We start from the raw sequence: 25,783 nt of genomic DNA on the forward strand, positions 1-25,783 counted from the left end.
CTCTCGTTGTTATATTTACTTTTTAAATGGAAATGCATATTTTACAATACGCCCTAACACCTGACCATATTGTTTAAATAAACTGGCATTATTATAGTTAATCCCATATTTCTTACATACTGCTTCAACTTTTGGAGCCATTTTACGATAGCGTCGTGCGGGTACGTCTGGGAATAAATGATGTTCTATTTGGTGGCTCAAATGTCCGGTTAAAATATGGAAAACTTCAGAACCTGTCAGATTTGAAGAACCACGAATCTGACGCATGTACCAATGTCCACGGCTTTCATTTTGCAAAACTGCTTTAGGAAAAACTTCAACGTCTTTAGTAAAGTGACCACAGAAAATGATACTAAATGTCCAAATATTACGCATGCCATTTGCCACAAGATTTCCTGTAAATACAGGCAAAGCCGCAGGACCAGCAATCAATGGGAAAAATACATAATCCTTGAACAAAAGTTTACCCATTTTTTTCTGGGCAGGCTTCCAATCTCCCATAAACTGTTTCCATGTTTTACGTTTATAGATCAACTTACCAATTTCAAGATTCTGAATAGCTACCCCCCATTGGAATAGTAAACAAAATGGGATGCTATATATAGGTTGCAGCAAGAAACCAGGTTTCCAGCGTTGTTCTGGGAATAAACGTAACAGTCCATAGCCAATGTCATCATCCATACCTTTAATATTGGTATAAGTATGATGTTTAAAATTATGCGTTTGACGCCAGTTATCTGCTGTTCCTACGGTATCCCATTCATAAGTTTGTCCATTAAATTTTGGATCGTTCATCCAGTCGTATTGTCCATGCATCACATTGTGACCCATTTCCATATTTTCCAGAATTTTAGAAACACCTAACAAACCCGTTCCCAAAACCCAAGCTGGCGGAAACCAACCTGCAAATAAACAAGCGCGGCCTAGAAAACTCGTATAACGAATTGCACTATAAACACGGCGTATATATGCGGCATCTTTTTCGCCGATATCATCAAGTACATCCTGTTTGATTTGATCGAGCTCTTTAGCAAATTGATCGAGTTCAGCTTGAGTCAATTCTCTATTTTTGGGATTTTTAAAATATTCAATTTTTACAGGCATATTCATGGGAGTTTTCTCTTTAAAGGTCGATCACAAGATCAGACTTGGCAGAACTAACACAGATTTTAATGAAATTTTTCGGTTCGCTATTTTCACTGGCATTAAGTAAATCTTTGGTAGTGCCTTCTGTTTTTTGGCAGACACATTTATGACAAACGCCCATGCGACAGCCGTAAGTAGGTTTTACATTGGCCTGTTCAAGTCCTGCCAGAATCGACTGACCCTTAGGGATTGCGACGGTTTTATTAGAACGGCTCAAAGTTACATTAATAAAACCTGTGTCATTATCGGCGATTCGAGTCAAACTAAATGCTTCACTCATAAACACTTGCGCGTGACCAAATAATTCTTCCGCTGTTTGTACAAACCCGGATGGCCCACACGCATAGACAGTTGTATTTTCCAGATTCTCGATTGCAGCCAGATGCGTTACATTTAAACGATCGTCATGTTGTGTATCCTGAGTCGTAAAGATTTTTAAGTCAAACTGAGGATATTGAACTGTAAGTTGTTCAAATTCTGAGGCAAAAGCCGCTTCGTCACGATGTTTAACCCAATATAAAAGTTTGACATGCGATTGCGTCAATTGCTGATTGCGTTTTAGTTGTTCGATCAGGCTATACATGGGGGTAATCCCACTACCCGCCGCCAATAAAATAATATTCGGTTGGTTGCTAAGTTGCATATCGCCAAATGGCTGCCCAATTTCCACAAGGTCACCAATTTGACTTTGCTCATGTAGCCATGTACTCACTTTACCATCTGCAATTTTCTTCACTGTCAAAATAAGATGGCCTTCACGTTCAGTTAAACTATAACTACGTTCATATAATCGACCGTTTATTTTTACTTTAACAGGATGATGCTGCCCTGCCTGTCCAACTTTCACATGACGATTCGTTTGCAAAGTTAAACTGATCGTATCTTTTGCAACTTGTTTTTTTTCTATGATTTGTGCCAAGGCACGAGAGGTTGACCAAATTGGATTAACTTTTTGTAGCCAAAAATCAGCTGCATGCGGATCAAACACTGATTGTGTCAATGTACGAAAGAGTGATGGACTCTTAGGGATTGCTTGCATAGGAATGCCACTCTAGGTTGCTTTCCAATTATTATACACATGTATATAAACTTGTATATACACGTGTACTTTTATTTACATTTCACAACTGACTAGACTGTGGTTATAATGATTGAATACTTACAATGTATTGAAAAATATGACTGCTTCTTCTTTTTCTTCAACCCTTGCTTCTCATGCGGATATGTCTGAATTTAATGAGAAAGCTCCTAGCCGTACTGTAGGACGCAAAGCAACGATTACTAAAGAGGAATTATTTGAAGCCGCGTTAAATCTGATTGGATCAGAAAAAAGTATAGCCTCTTTAAGTTTACGCGAAGTTGCACGTGAAGCAGGCATTGCCCCTAATAGTTTTTATCGTCATTTTAAGGATATCGATGAACTGGCAATTGCTTTGATTGATCGTTCAGGGATTGTATTACGTCAAATTATTCGTGAATCTCGGTTACAAGCCTCTAAACAAAACAGTATTATCCGCAGTTCTGTTGAAGTCTTTATTCAGCAGTTAGATACTGATGAAGGCAATCTAAGTTTATTGTTACGTGAAGGCTTTACAGGGTCTAAATCTTATAAAGAGGCTGTCGAACGCCAATTAATTTTCTTTCAACAAGAGTTACAAGAAGATTTAATTCGGCTGGAACGTTTGAATCGTAGTAAATTGTTTCATCCCGATTTGGTAGCGAAAGCAATCACTCAATTGGTCTTTAATATGGGCGCAAAAGTTATTGATTTGCCCTATGAAGAACGAGAAGAAGTTGCTGAACAAACAATGATCATGATTCGCATGATTTTAGAAGGTGCGCGTCATCTGGATGAATCAAAAATACGCTAATCATTTGACTTTACAAATAAAAGCCAAACAAAAACTTCTGATACAAAACTTGAAAAATAAAAACAATTCTCAATTAGATAGTGTGATAGCTTAAAAACACAACATTAAGTTACCTAAAGCTAATAGGTAAATAACGCTATCTCAATACGGGGTTATCATGAGTAAATCAACTTCAAAAGTATTAAAAGTATATACACGAAATAATTTAGATGCGTCAGTGAAAGAAGCGACTGTTCAAATTTTAAATCAGATTTTAGCCAATCTGATTGATCTTTCATTATTGACCAAACAAGCGCATTGGAATATGCGTGGTAGCAACTTTATTGCTGTACACGAAATGCTGGATACTTTTAGAACATCACTTATCACACATTTGGATAACGTGGCTGAACGTGCAGTACAAATTGGTGGTACAGCTCTAGGTACAACCCAAGCAGTTACAAATACCTCGCATCTTAAAGCGTATCCTGTTGAAATTCATGATGTGCAGGATCATTTAAAAGAGCTTGCTGATCGTTATGCGATTGTGGCTAATCATTTACGAGATACGATTGAGGAAATTGAAGATCCGATTTCTGAAGATATTATTCATGCGGCTTTAGAAGATCTGGATCAATATTTATGGTTCCTTGAAGCTAATATTGATCAGGACAAAACTGCTTAATCAGTGTTTTAAGTAATAAATATTTTAAGCAATAAAAAGGAGGAATACATTCCTCCTTTTTGCATTTTTATTAATCAAAAAATTTATGGTTTTACCACGACCATTACTTGAATCGCTTCAGGCGTTACAGATAATCCATCAAGAAGGCTTAAACCTTCTTTCTGTAATTTTTGCAAACGTTCAATTTCATCTGGACGGATGCTCGGATTGAATTGTTTTAAATAACTTAAACGCTCAATCTCATATTGCCATTTTTGACCATAATGCTGTTTAGCTTGTTCAATCAATGTCGGTAAAGATGTTTTTGCAATCTCTAGCGCCTGTGTGTAGCGTTGTTCGATTACTTCACGGCGCGCTTTAACCACTTGACGACAGCTATTACCATCAAGATGATGCAAATAAGGTTTTAAAATTGATGGATCAATTTTTTCAGACAAATCCTGACCAGTCTCACTCAATAATACCCGAATTAATTGTTTTGGTAAGCTTGATGGAAGATTTAAAGCTTTTGGTGCAACTACATCCACTTTAAACCAGACTTCAATGAGCACTGAACCTTGTTTAAGTGCATTCGACTTCAACACCGCAACATTGGTACTACCAAAAGCTTGGGTGTTGATCATTTCCATCACGCTTTCAACAAATGGATGTTCCAATGTCAGGTATTGTGCATCTTCGCGAATCTGTGCCTGATCGCGATAGAACGTAGCAGTCATTCCTTCTTCATCAAGCGTTAAACCCTGCACTTGCATTTGGTCAGTTGGCTTGATAATAACCGTACCATTACTTTGCTCATCAAAGTCGATATTGGTCGATGACATAAATCGCTTCATAAACATAGGCAATGTCGTATTGTCATCATAATCTTCAAGCGCTTCTACAATTTTTTGAGCCACCACCGGACGACAAGAATTGTATTCTAGCAAACGGTCACGACCCGCTTGTAATTCTGCTTCTAAGGCCTGACGCTGAACATTAACTTCCTCAAGTAAATCTTCAAAGCGCTGACCAAGATCAGCAAGCAAACATTCTTTTAGATCAACAATAAAATTTTCCTGAAGCGTTTGAGCCGTTGGTGAAATACTACTAAAAATATTTAAGGCTTCGTTGTACCAGCGGAACATACGCTCTTGGGCAGTTCCAATTAAATAAGGCACATGAATCTGGATTCGATTTTCCTGACCGATACGATCCAGACGACCAATACGTTGCTCCAGTACGTCTGGATTAGCTGGTAAATCGAATAGAATCAAATCACTGGCGAACTGGAAATTACGGCCTTCTGAACCAATTTCAGAACACAATAAAATCTGTGCGCCATAGCTATCTTCAGCAAAGTATGCCGCAGCCTGATCACGCTCAAGCAAGCTCATGCCTTCATGGAACATGGCTGTACGAATGCCCGCATGTAAACGCAAAGCATTTTCCAGTGCTTCAACTACTGGTCCGCTACGCGCAATAAGTAATACTTTTTTATGTTTTAAATCTTTTCTCAGAACTTCCATTAACCAGGCAACACGCGGATCAGTCTCCATCCACGAGCCATCAAGCTGACCCTCTTCTGGCCACATTTGCTCACGTAACTTGCCATCCATCGACCAATCTGCTGGTGCTGGTAAAGGTGCTGGCTGACAATCACGACCTGGAAAACCCTGAATTGCTTCACGCGTATTACGGAACAAAATACGACCCGTACCATGCCGATCCAACAGCTCTTGAATTGCCTGATAACGCTGTTCGGGCTGGTCCTGAATACGATGACCCAATAAACTCTCTAAAGCATTAATATGTTCATCTGTTAATGCCTCATTAGACATGAGCACTTCAGCAACTTTAGCGGTTTGCTGATATTTTTCTTCTTCATCCAAAAAACGATCCAAGCGATTAAAACGTTGTGGATCAAGCAGACGCAATCGAGCAAAATGACTTTCTACACCTAACTGTTCAGGCGTCGCTGTTAAGAGCAATACCCCCGCTGTTTGTTGTGCAAATTCTTCAACCAGATCATAACGATCATTACCGCCTTCTTCTTCACTCCACATTAAATGGTGTGCTTCATCCACCACCAATAAATCAAAACCTGCTTCGAGCGCTTGTTCACGCAAGTCTTCATGGTCAACCATCAAGTCGACACTTGCAATAATGCATTGTTCAGTCGAGAAGGGATTTAAGTCAGGATCATGTTCTTTAATTGAAGCGGTACGCGTCAAATCAAATAGTGAAAAATGCAGATTGAAACGGCGACGCATTTCAATCATCCATTGATATTGCAAAGAGTCTGGGACTAAAATCAGAATACGTTCTGAACGACCTGTTTTAAGCTGTTGATGAATAATCAATCCCGCTTCAATGGTTTTGCCCAAGCCCACTTCATCTGCAAGTAATACACGTGGTGCAAAACGCTGACCAACTTCATGTGCAATATAAAGTTGATGCGGAATAAGGCCAACTCGCGCGCCAATTAAACCACGCAAAGGACTAGTTTGCATTTGTGCTTGCATGATTAACGCTTCAATACGCAAATCGTACCATTCTTTATAATCGACCTGACTTGCAAGCAAACGATCTACAGGCTTGGAAAGCTGAATTTGTGCGCCAATTCTTGTTTCATTGAGTGCCTTGCGCTCCTGCTCACCGCCTTCTAAAGTGCGTATCACATTGTAGCGCAATACTCCATGACGATCTTCAATGGATTCAACCAGCCATTTCTTGCCTTCTTGATCCTGCACTTCATCATTAATATTAAAAATAATACGCGATAAAGGTGCATTGTTGCGTGCATAGACACGTGTTTCATCACTTTTTGGGAATAAAATGCTGATCGAACGCTCATCAACATCAATTAGTACACCCAAGCCGAGTTCAGTTTCCGTATCTGATAACCAACGTTGACCAATAGCAAACTGCTGCAATTTTTCCACCTTTATCTCAAATTTGCACCACACATTTTACGCTGTTCATTGAGTTCAATGTCAGTCATTTTGTGTAGTCTTTAAGCACATATTTTGACACAAAGCTCATTAAAAAGAATGAGCTTTTCACGATTGTTAAAAAAGTTTTGACCTTAAAACGGAACAGGACAATCAAATGTCAAATGCTCTCCCGTTTTAGGATGTTGAAAACTTAAACTCATTGCATGTAAACACAAACGAGGTGTAAGTTGCTGATATTTTTCATCTGCATATAAAGTATCCCCAACAATAGGATGTCCTAAATATTGCATATGTACACGTAACTGATGTGACCGTCCCGTAATAGGTGTCAACTGCACTCGTGTTGCAGGTTGTCTGTTCCATTCAAGGTTTTCAATCACCTTCCAGTATGTTAATGCGGGTTTATGATGTGCAGGGTCAACAATATGTAAAGGGGGGCGTTCTGGATCATATACCACTGGAATATCAACCGTACCCTCACCCGTCAAATTGCCTGCGACAACCGCCTGATAGAGTTTATCCGTCTGACGTGCCTGAAACTGTTTGGAAATATGTGTTTGCGCTACTTTTGATAAAGCAAAAACCAAAATTCCCGACGTATCCCGATCCAGCCGATGAATCAGTAAGGTACGAGGTTCCTCTGCAATCAGTCGCGTTAAGACACTATCATTTAAATCGCCTTTTCCCGGAACACTGAGTATGCCTGCTGGTTTGTGAATGACAATAAAATCATCATCACGATAAATCAGGTGATCGCTTAGAAAATTACTCAAACTCTATTCCAGAAGTGATTTTTAAATCAGCGGGCAATAATAAAAATCTTGAGGCAGAAATACAATGCAAAAACAGAATTTTTCATTAAATTTTAGCTAGATCTCTGATCAAGAAACAATTTCATAAAAGATAAAGAGAGTTCTATTCAGTATTTATAAAATTTGCTGAAAGAAATCGTGGATTGTTGTCTGAGCAATATCAGCATCTTCAAAAGCTTTTGCTCCTGAAATACCAATCGCCCCGATCAATTGTCCTTCATAAATAATAGGTTCTCCGCCTTCAAGCATACCTGTTACACTTTCCAGCGTTAAAAACCCCATTTGGCCATTACGAATAATATCTTCATAAAATTTAGATGGCCGACGACTCATGGCTGAACATTTGGCTTTTTCCAGACTTAAATTCGCTGTTAATGGAGTTGCACCGTCCATACGTTTCATAATCAGTAAAGCACCTGACTCATCAACGATAGAAATACTCATACTAAAACCGCGTTGGGCGGACAGTTCAACGGCACGATTCATTAAAATTTCTGCATCTGCCAACGTTAGATAATGTTTGGTTTTCATTCAGTTTGCTCCAGTAAAAAAGCCCAATACTGGGCTTTCTTTCAATATTATGCTTTCATTGATTGAAATGTTTCTTTGGCAGCCTGAATCGTAGATTCAATGTCTGCATCACTATGCGCTGCTGAGATGAATCCAGCTTCAAATGCTGAAGGCGCAAAGTTCACACCACGATCTAACATACCATGAAAGAACCTTTTAAAAGCGTCGGTATCACAGGCAAGCATTGAATCAAAACTGGTAATGTCTTCTTGATCAGTGAAATACAGACCGAACATGGCACCTGCCTGTTGGGTTTTGAAAGGAATGCCCGCTTCATCCGCTGCAGCTTGTAAACCAGTAAGTAACTTTTCAAGTTTAACATTTAGATTTTCATAAAAATCAGGCTGACGCAAATGCTTGAACATTTCAATCCCTGCGCGCATTGCCAAAGGATTGCCCGATAAAGTTCCTGCTTGATATACGCCACCTAATGGCGCAATGCATTCCATAATTTCACGCTTACCACCAAATGCACCAACAGGTAAGCCAGCACCAATAATTTTACCAAGTGTGGTCAAATCTGGCTTGACGTTGTAATAAGATTGCGCCCCGCCCAATGCAACTCGAAAGCCAGTCATCACTTCATCAATGATAAAGACTGAACCGTACTCGTCACAAACATCACGGATGGCTTGCAAGAAACCCTCAATCGGCTTCACTAAATTCATATTACCTGCTACAGGTTCGACAATAACCCCTGCAATTTCATGGCCGAATTTGGCAAAGCATTCTTTTAAGGCAGCAATATCGTTATAAGGAAGTGTTAAAGTATGTTTAGCAAAATCCGCTGGTACACCTTTAGAAGTGGGTTCGCCTTCACCTTTAGTTAATAGACCCGAACCAGCTTTTACTAAAAGTGAATCTGAATGTCCATGATAACAGCCTTCAAACTTCAGGATTTTATCGCGACCCGTATAGCCACGTGCTAAACGAATCGCAGTCATAGTCGCTTCAGTACCCGAATTGGTCATACGTACCAATTCGATAGATGGCATAATTTCGCAAATAATATCGGCCAAAGTGGTTTCATGCACGGTTGGCGCACCAAAGCTCAAACCATCTTCTGCTGCCTTTTGTACCGCCTGAATAATATCAGGATGTGCATGCCCCAAAATCATAGGGCCCCATGAACCCACATAATCGATATAGCGCTGATCATCTTCATCCCAAAGATATGCGCCGTTGGCTTTTTTAATAAATACCGGAGTTCCACCCACACCATTAAATGCGCGAACAGGAGAATTGACACCACCAGGAATATGCTTACTGGCTTGCTCAAATAATTGCACTTGTTTTGGAGATAAACTCATGAATACTCTCGATATTTGTAACTTTGTATTAAATCAGAATGCAGAACATTATTTTTTAGATAAATCTTCTGCAAATAACGCAGCCCACGCATTTACGCGCGCAGGAATTTCTTGAACCGAACGGCCTAATATATCACTAATCACGGCACACAGGTCAGCCCCGTTTTCAATCACTTCTCTGGAATTTTCAACTGTCAGACCGCCGATCGCACAGATCGGTACACCAATTTTTGAACGTGCCTGTTTTAGCGTTTCTAAACCGATGTTTCCTGCCTCTGGTTTAGTATTGGTCGCATAAATTGCACCAAAAGCCACATAGGTTGCACCGTCAATAATAGCCTGTTCCGCTAGTTCAATTGAGTTGGCACAGGTTCGACCAATAATAGCATTAGGTGCGAGTCGAGCTTTCGCATCGGTAATTTCACCATCTGACTGACCCAAATGTATACCTAACTTAAACTGAGCCGCTAAAATTAGATCATCATTAATAATAAAAGGAACTTGATATTTTTCGCAAAGCCATTTAATCGCATCGACTTCGACAGGCTGATTTAGTGGAGCTACTTTTTTACGACGATATTGCAAAATTGCTATATGTCCCGTTGCCAATGCGACTTCCAATTTTTCTAATAAAAGCTCGATGGGATCGTCATTGGTAATTAAATATAAACCGCGCATTAAATTAAAATCTCTTCATTTATTTTAGACTGGAACATAAAAGACTGTATAAGCTCGTCTTATACAGCCCCTCATTTATTTAAGCCATAAATCCAGTTTGGCTTGGTCTTCAATATTAAACTCGACTGTCTGTAACGGAATTTCGCCACCCACTACAGCAAACTGAATTAACTCGTCACGGCGAAACGCATGTACAGTGAACTGTCCTTGCTGTTTTGCATATTGTGCTAATAACTTTTCAGACGCTTTTAATCCATCAATCGCGATAATCACATCATTGGCAGATAAACCAGCTTTTGCGCCTTCTCCAGCACGATTGGCTTGCTGAATCAGCACACCTTCAGGTTTATCTAACAGCTTTAAGCCAAATGGCAACGCTTTATCATGTTTAAATTGATAGCTTAATCCAAACGATGGCAGTAATTCATTGAGCGGCAGTTCTTCCGTAGTGTTGATCAAGAAGCTCAAGCGTTCGGTCCAATCCTGGCCTGTCAACTCTTTACACAAATTAAAGATAGTTCGTTCATTAACCTGAACACCTTTTTGCGTATTTTCATATAAACGACGCAATAGTGCATCAAGACTAGAATCATAAGTGCGTAACCCAAGATCAAGACATAAAGCGACCAATGCGCCTTTATTGTAATAACTGGTGCCTGCATTATTTGAATTTTCATCTTGACGATAAAACTTGATCCATGCGTCAAAACTTGATTCGGCTACTGACTGAATAAAACGCCCCGGATTTTGTAGATAACGATCAAGTTGTGCTTTGAGTAATTTTAGATAGGATGCTTGTGAAATCACTCCACTACGCAGCAAAATCAGATCATCATAATACGAAGTAAAACCCTCAAAAATCCATAGCAAAGAAGTATATGATTCTTGATGTAAATTGTACTGGGCAAAATTTTCAGGGCGTATAAATTTGACTAACCAGGAATGAAAATATTCATGGCTGCATAAACCCAAAAAGCGCTGATAGTCTTCCGATGGCTCTTCAGGTTCACTGACTTTAGGCAAATCATTACGCGGTATAATCAGGCTAGTACTATTACAGTGTTCAAGTCCACCATAACTATTGCCCGTCGCCATAGTCATAAAAGTATAATTTTTAAATGGTGCTGAACCAAAAATTGCAATTTCAGTTTCACAAATTTTGTTTAAGTCTGCCTTTAAACGTTCAACATTCATTTGATGCTGACCAGAAACCACAAATTCGTGTGGAATCGCCTTTGACTCAAAACTAAAACGGGTTTGCTCTGCCAGCTCAAATGGACTATCAATGAGTTGATCATAATTGTCCGCTTTTAAAGTAAAACGCCCTTTCACCAGACTTTTTGATGTTAAACCCGTCGCAAGCTGGAAATGTTTAAGTTCATCGGGTAAAAACAATTCGACTTCACAGGCCGATTGCTCTTGATCTTGTAGTCCTAGACACACACAAGCAGGATTGACATATAAACGCGTCTGATCGACATAGGCACCGCGAACAGATAAATCATAAGCATAAACATCATATTCAACTGTAATCAGTTCATGATCCGTATTGAATAATTGCCATCTATTTTTTTGATCTTTTCTTATTGACAGTAATCGCCCAGCTTCATCATAAGCTTTGACCGATTCAATATGCTTTGCAAATTCACGAATCAGATAACTTCCTGGAATCCATGTGGGTAGCCAAAGTTCCTGATTTGGATTGGCCAAAAAACGCATGGTGACATGGATTAGGTGTTGGCGATAATCATCAAATTCAATTTGGTAATGCAACATATTTTCAGGATATCAAGTCAGTCAATTTCAGTTAGCTTAACATTTTTTTACGACCTCATGAGCGGTTGTCGCATTTGTCTACAAAAGTCACTAGCCATCATGAAAAAAAAGGCATAGCATGCAACTATTTTTAGCATTTCACACCACAGGATGGTCATGCAGGTGAACACGTGAGATTTTTTCTTTCACTCTTTACGCTATTTAGTCTATTTTGTACAACACTTGCCAATGCACAACTCTTGAATATTGCACCTGAAAGTGTCGAAGCTCAGGCATGGAGCATCATCGATGCACAATCAGGACAAATCATAGCTGAATACAATAGTCATGCGCAGCGCGCTCCTGCTTCTTTAACCAAGATGATGGTGGCTTATATTGCCTTAAAGGAAATTAAAGCAGGAAAATTGCGTAAAGATGAGATTTTAACTGCAACACCTGTGGTTAAAATGGTTCAGTGGGATGAATCACAAATGTACCTAAAAGAAGGTGAACAAATTTCTGTTGACCAGCTTTTGGCAGGCCTCATTGTCATGTCAGCCAATGATGCTGCTGTTACCTTAGCCGAGCGTATTTCAGGAAATGTACCTGCATTTTTGAAACGGATGAATCAAGAAGCTCAAGCTTTAGGCATGAAAGATACGCACTTTTCTAATCCTGCTGGCGTCACCATGCCAGATCATTATTCAACGTCCCATGATTTAGGTTTACTTGCTAAAGCATTAGTCAATGAAGTACCTGATTATTTAAGCTATTCAAAATTACCAAGTTTTAGTTATAACCAGCGTTTTCATCATGCGACTAATTTAGTGCTCAAAAATGACCCAAGTGTGGATGGTTTAAAAACAGGTTTTACTAAAGCAGCGGGTTATAATCTGGCACTAACTGCCAAACGCCCAACCTTGAATCCAGATTTACCTGAACGCCGTCTGATCGTGGTAGTGTTAGGGACTAAAAGTGCGATAAAACGTGCTGAAGTTGCGCATAAGCTGATGAATCTAGCGTATACCTACACACGCGATGAAGAAGTTATAAAAGATAAACAGTTAATTGCTGAATTACCTGTGATCAAATCAACCTTAAAGATGTTTAAAGTTGAAACGCAACAACCTACTATTGTCACTACGTCTTTATATGACTTAGCGCAACCGATTGATCTAAATCAATTTGATATGCAAACTCAACGCCTGCATGTCACTTTTGATAATGGAATAATGACCACTATTGAACCTTTGCAAACCACTAAAACTCATGTCAACGTTGAACTGAATGAAAAACAGCTTACAGCTCCATTAATGAAAGCGGTTAATCTTGCAACTGTTCAGGTTTATCAAAACAATCAATTGATTCAAAGCATCCAGATTAATGACAATGTTCAAATTCAGGAAGCTAATATTTTTGAACGATTCTTCATGTGGGTGAAAAGCCTTTTTTCACTTTTCGGGCATGATGAACAAAGCGTTAAACTCTATCCTCTCAATTAATTGCAAATGATTTGATATTTGAAAAGGTCGCTTTTGTGCTGCCTTTTCTTTTTTATAAACCATATGGCCATATTTAAAGCATAAAAATTTAATTTTGCATTGAAATCGAGAAAATCATCCCTATTTATGAAAAAATGACTGTTTAAATGTGAAAACTTGTGCTTTTTTACGATTTTTAATCTACAAAACGAATTTTTCACTTTATGATGTGTACTTAAATTGATTGAATGGATCAAATAACATGACTGCTATTGCAAATAACCACGTGGTTTCATTCCACTATACGCTGACTAATGCAGAGGGTGAAACTCTTGACCAATCACAAGGTGAACCACTTGCCTATTTGCACGGTGCAGGCAATATCATCCCTGGTTTAGAAAATGCTTTGGCTGGAAAAACTGTGGGTGAAAAATTTACAGTAAATGTACCAGCAGCTGAAGGTTACGGCGAATATAATCCTGACCTTGTACAAGAAGTGCCAGCACAAATGTTCCAAGGTGTTGAAAATATTCAACCTGGTATGCAATTCCAAGCTCAAACAGATGATGGCGTTCAAATCGTTACTGTAAAAGCAGTTGAAGGCGATAATATTGTTGTTGATGCAAACTTCCCTCTTGCTGGTCAAGATTTAACGTTTGAAGTTGAAATTGTTGAAATTCGTGATGCTACTCAAGAAGAGTTAGATCACGGTCACGTACATGGTGCGGGTGGTCATCACCACTAATCGGTTCATTTCCGATCTAAATAAAGCAAAGTTTCGACTTTGCTTTATTTTTTTCACCAGATAAAACCCATAATTTATTTAGATATCTTAAAATTAAACAATGAAAAATGAGATAAAAATCACAATATTTGACCTTTTATGTGACATATGTTAATTTTTTCTTGAATTATGATTTATCATAAATTCATCCCTCTAGCCGCCTTGTAATTTATTGCAAGGCGGTTTTTCATTACCCCGTTATGCAAATCGCCTGTATTAATATAGCCACCATTTAAACTTTGTACTTATTTCTGACCAGCGCCTAACTTTAAGTCTGATTTACGCATAAAGGTCTATACAACTTTTAGCTTCACCACACAGAAACATTATTTCTGAATTGTAATTCGCCTTGTAGTTGTTTTCATTTGTTTTTATGATGGAGATCAAGGTGCAGACTCCGCTTATACTTTCATAGAGATCGCATTTTAGATTTATAAGAATGATTAGTTCACATAGGAATAATACATCATGAAATATCAACATATTTTGGTCCCAGTTGACGGCTCTGACATTTCTCTCGCTGCACTTAGACAAGCAGCCTCAATTGCAAAAGCATTTGACAGTAAAATTACTGCTATCAGTTTATTGGCTGTCGATCCGTTTAGTGGTGTCGATTTTTATTATGTTTCCCCAATTATGAAAGACTATTTTATTGAGGCAAGTGCGCAGGCAGAAGAAACTTTGGCTAAAGCAAAAGCCATAGGCACTGAATTGGGTGTTGAGGTTGAGACTCAAGTGGTCAAGGGTGAAGTCTCATCAGAAGGAATTTTACAAGCAGCCGAAGATTTAAAAGTTGATTTAATCGTGATGGGTTCCCATGGTCGCAAAGGGTTTCAGAAGTTTTTCCTTGGAAGCTTTGCGCAAGATGTATTAGGTAGTACTGAGTTACCTGTTCTTATTGTAAAAAAATAAATTTAGACACTAAAAAGCCCGTTTTTACGGGCTTTTCTAGAACCTAAACAATGTGAGTAAAGATCCTCAGGCATTGTTTGTTGTTAGCTAATTACAAATCAAGGTTACCATATCTGATGTATCTCGGCCGAGACCTAACTCTTATAAACCAAGCAGTATATGAATACCTTAGTTTTAAATTAGCACTTTAAACTAAAACGGTCAAGTTTTACTCAACCGTTTCTTTGGTTTTTTTGATGTAATGGATCGTTAGGCCAAATTCTTTATATGCCAACCAGGCCGCAGTCATACATAATAATGCAATAATTGCAAAAATTAGATCCATTTCTACAATTCCCAAAATTAAAAATAATAACGAGAAAACAACTAATAAAGCGAAAAACAAAAAACTCAGATGATACTGACGCATAGGAGATACCCAAAATTTGATAGGCAAGCCCACTTTACACAATTAAACAAAATAAAACAATTATCATTTTCATTTATGCTGATCTCATTTGCTGTCACCCATTTCAGTGAAATTAGATTTTTTAGTCTCTAATTTGCTTCTGTAAGCAAAAGAAATGAACTGATGTGCTTTTGCAGCAATTCTTATTAAATATTCTAAAATTGTACTTAATCAGTAAAATAATGAATTAAAAGCATATTTTTATCTTAGAATGCTTAAGTTGGTTTCATCCATGTTAGATCAAAAATAAATCGCTCATCTATTCTATTAAGTGAATAAAACCGAATCGGAGAAAAACATGTTAAAAAAAATCATCATTACTACTGGTATTGTTTCAGCACTCACAATGGCGGGCTGTGCCACAATGACCAACCCATCAACTGACCGTAATCTTGCCATGCTACAAAATAAATCATGGCTGGTAACAGAAATTAATGGGGTTGAATATAAAGCAAATCCTGCCCAAACCACTAATATTCCATCACTCATGTTTGATAATAGCGCATTGAGTGGATCTGATGGATGTAATCGTATTATGGGTGGCTACACTGTTAAAGGTTCTCAAATTGCCTTTACCCAACTTGCGAAAACTCAAATGGCTTGCTTGAATGCAACCGATGTTCCTGAGAAATTCTCAAATGCCTTGGAACAAACAACTAGCTACAAAGTCTCTGACAAAAAATTAGAGCTTATGAATAGCGATGGAAAAGTCGTGATTCAGTTAAAAAATAAATAAATGCAACGCACTCCCATTCGCTGATTGGGAGTGCTAATTTGTCATAAAATGCTTTCTTAAATTTTTACTTTATAACAAAACTTAAATTTTATATATTCATGTCTTATAAAAAATAATTAAAGCTTATCCTTCACCATTTTTCATATCTGAACTTCTTTGAAATTGCTTAAACTATTCTTAATCTTTATTACCTATTGATTAGTCCATTTCACTTCTAGGAAATATTAAAAATTAAATAATATTTACTTTAAAAAATATAAAACCAATCTGCCGTAATTTATATTTTATCTAAATTTATTTTCAATCCTAAAATCTTCTGGTCGACCTTTTTCATATTAAATATATGGAAATTCAATTTATTTATTTTTAAGAATAAGCTTACAAGCGTAGCATAAAACGCTACTGATCTTGATAAGTTAATATTAAGGATTTAATCATGAATGCCAAGTTCAATCATTCTACGTCTTTGACGATTGCTTCTGTAGATGAAATTTTAAAAAAAGCACAACAATATTCGCTTGAAAATGAACTCAATTTTACGGGGAGCGTTCCTCCCACAGAAGCTTGGTTTTTAGTGGAACAAGGTCATGCTATTTTGGTCGATGTCCGAACGAATGAAGAACGAAAATTTGTTGGCTATGTTCCTGAAAGTATTCATGTCGCTTGGGCCACAGGAACATCATTTAATCGTAATCCACGTTTTACTAAAGAGCTTGAAAATAAAGTAGGCAAAGATCAGACCATTTTATTACTTTGTCGTAGTGGTAAGCGTTCTGCGTTGGCTGCTGAAGCAGCATTTAAAGCAGGTTTTAATCACGTGTATAACGTGCTTGAAGGCTTTGAAGGTGACCTAAATGAACAACACCAACGCAACCAAAGCAATGGCTGGCGTATTCATCATTTACCTTGGCTACAAGATTAAGAATGATTATTTGGGTCTTTGCTTTTAATTTATTTAACCCTTTGTTTGCTAAGGAATTCTCGTGAGCCAATGGAACATACAGCCTGTCGTTGAAGGTTTACAACAAGCACGCCATGACTGGAGAGAGCGTCAACATCGAATCAAAGAATTTGGTGGACGTGAACTTCCGTCTAAACAATCACTTAAATCTATTTTAGAAGATTTGTGTGGCATTTTATTTCCAATGCGGCTTGGGCCCAGTGATCTTCGCCAGGAAACAGAAGACTATTATATTGCCTATACGCTGGATCGAGTCCTTAACGAACTATTTTCACAAGTTAAATTAGCATTGAATTATCAGGCAAAAACTCATGTTAAACAACTTCCTGTTTCCAGTAATGAGCGTTTGTTATACGAACAACAGGTCACTTTAGCGAAAACCATCGTTCAGGATTTTGCCAATACTCTACCGAATATTCGTCGTGTATTGGATGCGGATGTATGTGCTGCGTATGAAGGCGATCCAGCAGCACACAGCGTAGATGAAGTTTTGCTGTGCTATCCAGGAATTTTAGCGATCATTCATCATCGAGTAGCGCATCAATTATATGCAAGTGTTCCCTTACTTTCACGAATCATCTCTGAACTCGCACATTCCGCTACTGGTATTGATATTCATCCGGGCGCAGAAATTGGCAAGGGGTTCTTTATTGATCATGGGACAGGTGTAGTGATTGGTGAAACTTGCGTGATTGGCGAGCATGTCAAAATCTATCAGGCGGTGACTTTAGGTGCTAAACGTTTTGAAATTAATCAGGATGGTGCACTTAAAAAAGATTATGCACGTCACCCGATCGTGGAAGATGATGTAGTTATTTATGCAGGTGCAACCATTCTAGGAAGAATTACGATTGGTAAAGGCTCTATCATCGGCGGCAATGTCTGGTTAACTCATAGTGTTCCACCCGCTAGTCAAATCTTACAGTCCCCCTCAGAATCTCAAAAAAAGAATACAGCTTAAAATATATCTAAGTGAGTTTATCAAACCTATAAATAATCAAATTCAGGTTAAGTTTTATTGAATCTTTTAAATAAGTATTTATTTTTATCACCATTTTTTATAACTATAAATTTATAAAGAATAAGCAGAATAATAAATAGAAATAGCTTTATTTATTATTTTTAAAAATCTGACAAACCAAATAATCTATTTAACGAAATTAAATAAACACAGATGAATTACACTTTTTATTAACAACGCCACTATAAACAGGAAAATATATCCATGGCAAAAAACACTGATAAAGTTCAACTTGCACTTGGTGATCATGCAGCAAGGCAACTTGCTAATGCAACTAAGACTGTTCCACAACTTTCGACCATTACCCCACGTTGGCTCACGCATTTATTGCAATGGCTCCCTGTAGAAGCGGGTATTTATCGCGTCAATCGAGTAAGCAACACCGATGATATTCAAGTGGCATGTACTCAACGTGATGAAGCAACTTTGCCACAAACTTTTGTCGACTATGATGCTCAACCACGCGAATATTTTCTGAATGGAGTTTCAACCGTTTTAGATATTCATACACGCGTTGCTGATCTTTACAGCAGTCCACATGATCAGATCAAAGAACAACTCCGTCTCACGATTGAAACGATTAAAGAACGTCAGGAAAGCGAACTAATCAATAATCCTGAATATGGTCTTTTGGCAAGTGTGACAGATGAACAACGCCTGTCAACTCTAAGTGGCCCCCCCTACACCAGATGATTTTGACGATTTATTACGTAAGGTCTGGAAAGAACCGGGGTTTTTCCTCGCGCATCCGGATGCAATTGCAGCATTTGGCCGTGAGTGTACTCGTCGCGGTGTACCACCACCCACTGTTAGTTTATTTGGCTCACAGTTTATTACTTGGCGTGGCGTTCCTCTTATTCCATCCAATAAAATTCCGGTCGAAGATGGTAAAACAAAAATCTTGTTATTACGTGTGGGTGAAAAACGTCAAGGCGTGGTTGGTTTATTTCAACCGGGTTTGGCAGGAGAACAGTCACCTGGTCTTTCGGTACGATTCATGGGGATTAACCGTAATGCGATTGCATCTTATCTGATCTCATTATATTGCTCATTAGCAGTTTTAACTGAAGATGCTTTGGCTGTGCTCGAAGATGTGGAGGTGGACAAGTATCATGACTACCCAGTTAATTACAAATAATCTAGCATCTACCAGTAAGGAGCAAGGTAATTCAACTGGTTCTGAAAAGGCCAATGTTTACCCGCCATCTCACTTTCCAGATGAAGCAACACTTTCACGACTTGCCTCTGAATTTTTTGCCGCATTGCCCAGCTCAGGTAGTAATCATTCTTCTGGCTTGAATTTGGATTTACCTAATGTTGGTGCTCCCCCACATCCACCACAACCTGCTGAGCCATTGGCAGCTTTAAGTGGGCGTGCGCCAAATATTGCTTATGAAAAAAGTTTAAATCCAGAGTATCCTGAGCATATCCCAAATTATCCAGACTCTCCTGAACGCCGTGCGATAGCATCTTCACCTGTAATCGGTGGTGCAAACTTACCTAAGCCTCCGATTGAGCCAAATTTTCCAGCGGCTATTCATAGTGCTCCCAATATTCCTTTGGTTGAACCGTCTAGCACCTCAACCAGTGAAGCTTCCCCCTTTTATTTTTTAAATGATTTTGTAGCGCCGCAAACATCTAATTCTGTATTTGAGGCTGCCCATTTTGCAACAGCACAATCATTTCAACTTCCGCAAGGTGATGCACTAGCAAATCTATTGTCTGATGAGCAGAAAGCAAAGCCGCAAAGTCAGTCATCTTCTGGTTTTTACTTTTTGGATATTCCATCAAACAATCAGGCTTATGGGAATTATCAACCGTCACAGCCTCAATTTCTTACGAGTGCGGCACAACCTTTCGATGTGCATGCTATACGTCGTGATTTTCCAATTTTGCAAGAAAGAGTGAATGGCCGTCCTCTCGTTTGGTTTGACAATGCGGCTACGACACAAAAGCCTCAAAGTGTGATTGATCGGATTGCCTATTTTTATCAACATGAAAACTCAAATATTCACCGTGCAGCACATGAATTGGCCGCACGGGCAACAGATGCATATGAGCATGCACGTAATGTAGTTGCTCGATTTATTGGAGCAAAATCACCGAAAGAAATTATTTTTGTTCGTGGTACGACTGAAGGAATTAATCTGATTGCGAAAACATGGGGGGAGCAAAATATTGGCGAAGGCGATGAAATTATTGTGTCTCATCTGGAACATCACGCCAATATTGTCCCATGGTTTCAACTTAGCAAAAAAAATGGTGTAAAATTACGCGTGATTCCTGTCGATGATACAGGACAGATTATTTTAGCAGAATTGCCCAAACTGATTAACGAACGCACTAAACTAATTTCAATTACTCAAGTTTCTAATGCCCTAGGTACAGTAACACCTATTCCTGAAGTGATTCAGATCGCCCATTCCAAAGGGGTTCGTGTCTTAGTGGATGGCGCACAATCTGTTTCACATATGCCAACCGACGTACAGGCCATTGATGCTGACTTCTTCGTATTTTCTGGACATAAGGTGTTTGGACCTACAGGAATTGGTGCTGTTTACGCCAAACCTGACATTCTAGAAACCATGCCTGTATGGGAAGGTGGCGGCAATATGATTCAGGATGTAACATTTGAACAAATCATTTATCAGCCTGCACCGAATAAGTTTGAAGCAGGTACAGGAAATATTGCGGATGCGGTGGGTTTAGGTGCTGCATTGGAATATGTAGAACGTTTAGGTATTCATAACGTTGCTCGTTATGAACATGACTTACTTGAATATGGGCAACAGGCGCTGAGTAGTGTTAAGGGAGTGCGCCCCATTGGTACTGCTAAAAATAAAGCCAGTGTAATGTCTTTTGTACTTGAAGGATATTCTACTGAACAGGTCGGTAAAGCCTTAAATCAACACGGGATTGCCGTGCGTTCAGGCCATCATTGTGCCCAGCCTATTTTGCGCCGTTTTGGTGTTGAACAAACTGTCCGTCCTTCCCTGGCATTTTACAATACCACTGAGGAAATTGATTTACTGGTATCCGTATTGCATCAATTAAGTAGAGTTAAACATGTTCATTAAAACATTTCATTCGCGACTATAGCGAGAAATAAATTCATCATGTTTTATTGATCACTGGGTTAAAATCTTAACCCAGTTTTCTTTTCAATCCACTAAAATAGATTGGACTCATCACTTCTAAAACTACCTTATATTTTTATGGATAAAGTGGCGGGAAATGTCATACTTTTCATACCACTCTAAAATTAGAAATTATATATAAACACCATATTGAATAATTTGTTCCATTGGTCATCATCGCCTTTAGCAAGTGAATCCACATTTCCACCAATAAAAATATCATTTTTACTCATGACGTATTCTGTATAAACTGAAATATTTTTATGATTCCAAGCTACGCCCAAGATATTGCGTTGTGAATTTTTAAAACCATCTTCATCTTTCTTCAATCCACTCAAAACAATATAAGGCGTGACATTAAGATCACCTTTGACATTGTTAAAAACATAGTTCATATCAACTGAATAAAAGGTTCCTTTATTGGCAATATTGTATTCGCTATCAAACGAACCAAAAGTCGAATAAGTAGAAATTGAATCTTTATTGTCTATTTTCATCTGACCTGCAGTCAGAGTTATCCCCATGTTTTGGTAATGAATAGTATTAAATAAAGACCAAATTTTACGAGTACCCTCTTGATCATTTCGTTGATTATCGAGCTTTGAATACCAATAACTTCCGCCAATCTTTACGTTAAGATCATCATTTTTTGAAAAATTGAGATCTTGGCTTATACGCGTAACAAACATGTCTTTTTCTTTAAGGCTAGTCATCATTGCATTATCTGTTTTTATGGTATTAGCAGAATAACGGGCAGTATCATTGTTTGATGTCCCTGTATAATTACCTCCATCTCTTATAAAATAAGCCAAATCAACTTTGGTCGCAGATGGAAATTCCGTATGATAATTAAGGCCTAAATTAAGCACATCCTGTAAACCCAATGTATAGTTAAGACCTGCATAAAAACTGCTATCCCAATAACGATCTGGCCCAAAAGGAACAGGCTGTAAGCCGAAAGTAAGATGATCTGTTTGATTTAAACGATAGCCCGCATATGCAGAGACCAACGTTGAAAAGTCACATAAATCAGACCACTGATAACACCGCCATTGTGCACTACCAAATACTTTTGGAGAGTCATATCCCAAATTCAAAATGGCTGCATCAAACTGCACACTATTATCGGGGTCAATATCAGCACCATAATCTTTATAGTTATATTTAGCACGCAATGTGCCTGAAATGGTGAATGCACCCGTATCAAGTTTTGGATCACCCACAGTGAACCCTGCAAAAGTAGGCAATGTCATTCCAAACATGCATACACCTAATGCAATATAATAGTAAACCTTTGTATTCATGAACAAATCCCTGTTTAATTCAGTATATAGAACACTTAAATCTTTTTCATATTTCCATTTTCTTGAAAATAAAAGACCCTTTTCAGGTCAATCCTTTCCTGAAGTTAATTTTTAAAATTATGTATTTAGATGGAATCTATGAAATAAAACATCCTTTTCAATCCGCTTTAAAAAGGATGTCCAACTGGATAGAAATTATTAAGCTAAACCATGTAGCTCTTTCCAGTTCCCTGGATGCACTACATATCCAAAAGTTGCGTGACCCGCATAAATGAGCTCAGTTCCTTCTGGGATCCAGAGCATTTGTCCTGGATGGACTTCATATTTCTGTCCATTGGCAGTAAGTTCAAAACAGCCCTCAATCACGAAAATTACTTCGTCATAAAGTAGTTTCCATGTTACTTCTGCCCCCTCCCAACGAGCAAAACCAATTCCCATGTTTGGCGAAATATCAGAACTCAACGCTCGAGCTACATAAGCTGTGCCTGTCGGCGTATCCCCGCGTAGATTAAACTCAAGATCTTTATAATCAACTAAATGTACTTCTTTCATCGTCCTATCCATTTTATAACTCACATTTACTTTGCCATTTTGCCAAGGCAATACGGAATTTCACCCCCATGCCTAAAAATGGTTCTGGCGGATTCAAACTTGGCATTCCTGTGACATAACGAATATCGTTTAAGGCTTGTGAATCAACACCTACGACAAGATCAGCGAGAAGTGTTCCTGAAATTGTTCCCCAAGCTGCACCTACACCATTGTCGCAAGCACTGGCATAAACGCCCTCATCCAACTCCCCAAAAAAGTTGGTGAAGTTACGTGAAATCGCATAGACCCCACCCCAGGTATGAGTAAAGGTGACATCTGCCAAGTCAGGATATCGGTTTAAGAATGCTTTACGATGTTCGTCATGAATTTGTTGACGTGCATAATCACTTACATTGGAACCATATTTGGGCACATGTTTGTAAGTATTACGGATCAGAATACGGCGGTCTGTAGTCATGCGTAAGGTCGTACCTGCATGATGGGCTGGGGTCAGCCCCCAATCCAATTGACCGTTATAGACCTTCATTTCCTGATCTGTCAGTGGGCGTGTCCAACTGGCAAAAGTCATTACAGGCAATAACCGATTTTTTAAATAACCAAATTCTTTGGTAAAAATACTGGTTGCCAATAACAATTTAGGGCTAACAATCGAGCCATTGTCGCCATTTAGTACCCACTTTCCATTTTGTTTTTCTAGACTCCGAATTGGAGACTGTTCTAACAACTCAACATTTTCAGGTAAATGTTCTCCCATTCCCTGCACTAAAGCTGCTGGCTGCATCAAATAAGAATTTGGTGTAAAAATCGCTCGGCTATAATAATCCGTGCCCAACACTTTTTTCAGTTCAGCTCTTTCCACCCACCGATATTCTTCACCCAAATCTTTCATCAGATTTTCAAAATGAGCGAGATGGGTTTCCCCTAACTCGCCCACGGCCCCTTGATATTTGCCTGCTGCCGACCATTGACAATCAATCTGAAATTTATTTACCAAACCTTGTAACTGCGCTATGGCTGAACGGTTCAAACTCAATAACTTTTGCTTTAATGCTGCATCTGGATGTTCCAAAGAAAATTTATGGGGTAAATCAATGACAAAACCAGAATTACGCCCAGATGCCCCCTCTGCAACACATTGCGCATCCACAAGAATAATTCGAGCTTCAGGTTTTAGTTCCGAAAGTCTACGGGCTGCCGCCAAGCCTGCAAAACCAGCACCAATAATTGCATAGTCAGCTTGCTGTTTGCCTATAAGTTTTTTGATTGGCTTGATTCTCGGTGGCAACACTGCATACCAACCACAACTTTTATCATCATTTGGCAAAGTGATCATTTTGTTTATCCTTAAACTAAAGTTGAATGGGTATTGAGCTTGGCAAGCCATTGGCTACGATGTTGCTGCAATTGGCGACCAAGCAATGCAAAACCAGTCAATTTGCCTGATGCATCATAGAAACCTGCGGCCCATTCACTATTTTGGTATTCGACACGCCATTCTCCCTCTCCACTTGCAGGGAGAAGTGAAAGCGGTAATATAGGTGTTTTGACAATGACAGGACTGTCTTGTAATTGCGTAATTTTAATTTTGCCAAGTAAATTTTCAGTCAAAGTCGGAATTGCTTGATTAATTGGCGCAATATAAGGTGTCCATTGTCCATCGACTTCAGCACAATCACCTAATGCAAAAATAGATGGATCACTGGTCCGATGGTCTAGCCCTGTCAAGATTCCGCGTGCGGTTTGCAAACCTGCAGACTGAGCCAAGGTAATATTTGGCCGTAAGCCCACCGCACTAACAATCAAGTCTGTTTCAAATTGCTGTCCATCTTTCAAACTGACTTGGTAGCGATGATTCACTGCCAAAATTGAATGAATACTGTTTTGTAACTTCCATTCCACACCTAGCTGACTGAGTGCTTGTTGTAAGGCATTACCTAACTGTTGTGGAATAAGACGTTGCATTGCCCACTGTCCCAATCCAACCACAGTCACCTGACGACCATGTGCAGCCAGATCATTGGCAAACTCACAACCAATCAGTCCATCACCCAAAACGGTAATATGCTGTTTTTCCGACAATTTATTACGAAAATAACGGTAATCATTTAGATCATTCACACTAACGACAGCTGAAAGATCCCCTTGAATAGGAATTACAACTGGAGTTGCACCTGTTGCCAAAACCAACCGACCATAGGGATAGTGACCAATTGAAGTCTGGAGAGTTTTGTTGGTACGATCAATTTGATTAACTTTAGTATGCGCATACACTCGGATATTTAGATGCTTTTCCCAGTCTAAGGCTGTCTCACGAACCAAACTGTCCCCATCTTTACCCAACGCCAATGCATTTGATAAAGCAGGTTTGCTATAAATTGCTCCATCATCAGCGGTAAATACAGTAATAGGGACATCCTGAGATTGCTTACGTAATGCCAAAGCCAACTGATAACCCGCGTGTCCACTACCAATAATGACGATAGGTTCAACCGAATTTATTATTTGTGGTTCTTCCATCTCAACATCAGTAATGTCCAGCATTTCAAAATCAGCTTTGCCGACCTGACAATCGGGACATAACCAATCTTCTGGAACATCTTCCCATTTGGTGCCTGGGGCAATTCCATCATCAGGCCACCCTTTGGCTTCATCATAAATCCAGCCACAGACAATACATAACCACTTTCTCATCGTGTCTATTCCCTTAT

22 protein-coding genes and 2 pseudogenes are annotated in these 25,783 nt (G+C 38.8%); 10 read left to right on the plus strand and 14 right to left on the minus strand.

Going from position 1 to position 25,783, the window contains the following annotated elements:
* Positions 1 to 15: 15 nt before the first annotated feature.
* Both IAE20_RS04265 and IAE20_RS04270 read right to left on the minus strand, forming a co-directional pair.
* Complete coding sequence (locus IAE20_RS04265; protein WP_200459631.1) at positions 16 to 1,110, minus strand: fatty acid desaturase family protein; 1,095 nt, start codon at positions 1,108 to 1,110, stop codon at positions 16 to 18.
* A gap of 13 nt (positions 1,111 to 1,123) precedes the next feature.
* Positions 1,124 to 2,185: a ferredoxin reductase gene (locus IAE20_RS04270; protein WP_200481205.1), complete on the minus strand. Its 1,062-nt coding sequence runs from the start codon at positions 2,183 to 2,185 to the stop codon at positions 1,124 to 1,126.
* Between the two features lie 139 nt (positions 2,186 to 2,324).
* On the opposite strand from IAE20_RS04270, the gene fabR reads away from it, so the two are divergent.
* Both fabR and dps read left to right on the plus strand, forming a co-directional pair.
* On the plus strand, positions 2,325 to 3,017 hold the full coding sequence (fabR, locus tag IAE20_RS04275) for an HTH-type transcriptional repressor FabR (protein ID WP_200481206.1): 693 nt from the start codon (positions 2,325 to 2,327) through the stop codon (positions 3,015 to 3,017).
* Positions 3,018 to 3,174: 157 nt separating this feature from the next.
* Complete coding sequence (gene dps, locus IAE20_RS04280; protein WP_200459634.1) at positions 3,175 to 3,681, plus strand: DNA starvation/stationary phase protection protein Dps; 507 nt, start codon at positions 3,175 to 3,177, stop codon at positions 3,679 to 3,681.
* An 83-nt stretch (positions 3,682 to 3,764) separates the two neighbouring features.
* On the opposite strand, the gene rapA is transcribed toward dps, so the two are convergent.
* From rapA to IAE20_RS04310, 6 genes are all read right to left on the minus strand, one after another.
* A complete protein-coding gene (rapA, locus tag IAE20_RS04285; RefSeq protein ID WP_200481207.1) occupies positions 3,765 to 6,602 on the minus strand; it encodes an RNA polymerase-associated protein RapA in 2,838 nt (945 codons plus the stop codon).
* A 143-nt stretch (positions 6,603 to 6,745) separates the two neighbouring features.
* Positions 6,746 to 7,387 (minus strand): RluA family pseudouridine synthase, encoded by a 642-nt coding sequence (locus IAE20_RS04290; RefSeq protein WP_200481208.1) that lies wholly within the window; start codon positions 7,385 to 7,387, stop codon positions 6,746 to 6,748.
* Positions 7,388 to 7,540: 153 nt separating this feature from the next.
* Complete coding sequence (locus tag IAE20_RS04295; protein WP_200481209.1) at positions 7,541 to 7,957, minus strand: GlcG/HbpS family heme-binding protein; 417 nt, start codon at positions 7,955 to 7,957, stop codon at positions 7,541 to 7,543.
* A 47-nt stretch (positions 7,958 to 8,004) separates the two neighbouring features.
* A complete protein-coding gene (gene hemL, locus IAE20_RS04300) occupies positions 8,005 to 9,306 on the minus strand; it encodes a glutamate-1-semialdehyde 2,1-aminomutase (protein WP_200481210.1) in 1,302 nt (433 codons plus the stop codon).
* Positions 9,307 to 9,354: 48 nt separating this feature from the next.
* Complete coding sequence (gene thiE, locus IAE20_RS04305) at positions 9,355 to 9,984, minus strand: thiamine phosphate synthase (protein ID WP_200481211.1); 630 nt, start codon at positions 9,982 to 9,984, stop codon at positions 9,355 to 9,357.
* Positions 9,985 to 10,059: 75 nt separating this feature from the next.
* Entirely contained in the window at positions 10,060 to 11,760 is a 1,701-nt protein-coding gene (locus IAE20_RS04310; protein ID WP_200481212.1) for a M61 family metallopeptidase, read from the minus strand.
* A 170-nt stretch (positions 11,761 to 11,930) separates the two neighbouring features.
* Between IAE20_RS04310 and IAE20_RS04315 the strand changes: the two genes are divergently transcribed.
* The 3 genes from IAE20_RS04315 (at position 11,931) to IAE20_RS04325 (ending at position 14,916) form a co-directional block, all read left to right on the plus strand.
* Complete coding sequence (locus tag IAE20_RS04315) at positions 11,931 to 13,241, plus strand: D-alanyl-D-alanine carboxypeptidase PBP6B (RefSeq protein ID WP_200459641.1); 1,311 nt, start codon at positions 11,931 to 11,933, stop codon at positions 13,239 to 13,241.
* A 241-nt stretch (positions 13,242 to 13,482) separates the two neighbouring features.
* Entirely contained in the window at positions 13,483 to 13,965 is a 483-nt protein-coding gene (locus IAE20_RS04320) for an FKBP-type peptidyl-prolyl cis-trans isomerase (RefSeq protein WP_200459642.1), read from the plus strand.
* A gap of 507 nt (positions 13,966 to 14,472) precedes the next feature.
* Positions 14,473 to 14,916: a universal stress protein gene (locus IAE20_RS04325; protein WP_200459643.1), complete on the plus strand. Its 444-nt coding sequence runs from the start codon at positions 14,473 to 14,475 to the stop codon at positions 14,914 to 14,916.
* 208 nt (positions 14,917 to 15,124) lie between these two features.
* Here IAE20_RS04325 and IAE20_RS04330 read toward each other — a convergent pair whose 3' ends face one another.
* Positions 15,125 to 15,325, minus strand: a complete 201-nt coding sequence (locus IAE20_RS04330) for a hypothetical protein (protein WP_200459644.1) — start codon at positions 15,323 to 15,325, stop codon at positions 15,125 to 15,127.
* Between the two features lie 337 nt (positions 15,326 to 15,662).
* Here IAE20_RS04330 and IAE20_RS04335 point away from each other — a divergent pair, with 337 nt between their 5' ends.
* From IAE20_RS04335 to IAE20_RS04355, 5 genes and pseudogenes are all read left to right on the plus strand, one after another.
* A complete protein-coding gene (locus tag IAE20_RS04335) occupies positions 15,663 to 16,100 on the plus strand; it encodes an META domain-containing protein (protein WP_200459645.1) in 438 nt (145 codons plus the stop codon).
* 436 nt (positions 16,101 to 16,536) lie between these two features.
* Entirely contained in the window at positions 16,537 to 17,022 is a 486-nt protein-coding gene (locus IAE20_RS04340; protein ID WP_200481213.1) for a rhodanese-like domain-containing protein, read from the plus strand.
* A 61-nt stretch (positions 17,023 to 17,083) separates the two neighbouring features.
* Positions 17,084 to 18,022 (plus strand): serine O-acetyltransferase EpsC, encoded by a 939-nt coding sequence (gene epsC, locus IAE20_RS04345; protein ID WP_200459647.1) that lies wholly within the window; start codon positions 17,084 to 17,086, stop codon positions 18,020 to 18,022.
* Positions 18,023 to 18,286: 264 nt separating this feature from the next.
* A pseudogene (locus IAE20_RS04350) lies at positions 18,287 to 19,220 on the plus strand (family 2A encapsulin nanocompartment shell protein).
* Positions 19,195 to 21,159, plus strand: a complete 1,965-nt coding sequence (locus tag IAE20_RS04355; RefSeq protein ID WP_200481214.1) for a family 2A encapsulin nanocompartment cargo protein cysteine desulfurase — start codon at positions 19,195 to 19,197, stop codon at positions 21,157 to 21,159. The pseudogene IAE20_RS04350 and the gene IAE20_RS04355 overlap by 26 nt, the downstream one beginning before the upstream one ends.
* A gap of 185 nt (positions 21,160 to 21,344) precedes the next feature.
* On the opposite strand, the gene IAE20_RS04360 is transcribed toward IAE20_RS04355, so the two are convergent.
* The 5 genes and pseudogenes from IAE20_RS04360 to IAE20_RS16755 all read right to left on the minus strand — a co-directional run.
* The gene (locus IAE20_RS04360; protein WP_200481215.1) at positions 21,345 to 22,523 is read right to left on the minus strand and encodes a hypothetical protein; all 1,179 of its coding nucleotides are present in this window, start codon (positions 22,521 to 22,523) and stop codon (positions 21,345 to 21,347) included.
* 198 nt (positions 22,524 to 22,721) lie between these two features.
* Positions 22,722 to 23,075 carry a cupin domain-containing protein gene (locus tag IAE20_RS04365; protein ID WP_200459651.1) on the minus strand — a complete coding sequence of 118 codons (354 nt, stop codon included), beginning with the start codon at positions 23,073 to 23,075 and terminating at the stop codon, positions 22,722 to 22,724.
* A 13-nt stretch (positions 23,076 to 23,088) separates the two neighbouring features.
* Complete coding sequence (locus IAE20_RS04370) at positions 23,089 to 24,408, minus strand: NAD(P)/FAD-dependent oxidoreductase (RefSeq protein WP_200459652.1); 1,320 nt, start codon at positions 24,406 to 24,408, stop codon at positions 23,089 to 23,091.
* A gap of 11 nt (positions 24,409 to 24,419) precedes the next feature.
* Complete coding sequence (locus IAE20_RS04375) at positions 24,420 to 25,616, minus strand: NAD(P)/FAD-dependent oxidoreductase (protein ID WP_320159388.1); 1,197 nt, start codon at positions 25,614 to 25,616, stop codon at positions 24,420 to 24,422.
* Positions 25,605 to 25,766, minus strand: a pseudogene (locus IAE20_RS16755) (rubredoxin); the annotation flags it as partial. The pseudogene IAE20_RS16755 and the gene IAE20_RS04375, both read right to left, overlap by 12 nt.
* Positions 25,767 to 25,783 lie beyond the last annotated feature (17 nt).

This window comes from Acinetobacter sp. S54 (genome assembly GCF_016624945.1).
Lineage (GTDB): Bacteria > Pseudomonadota > Gammaproteobacteria > Pseudomonadales > Moraxellaceae > Acinetobacter.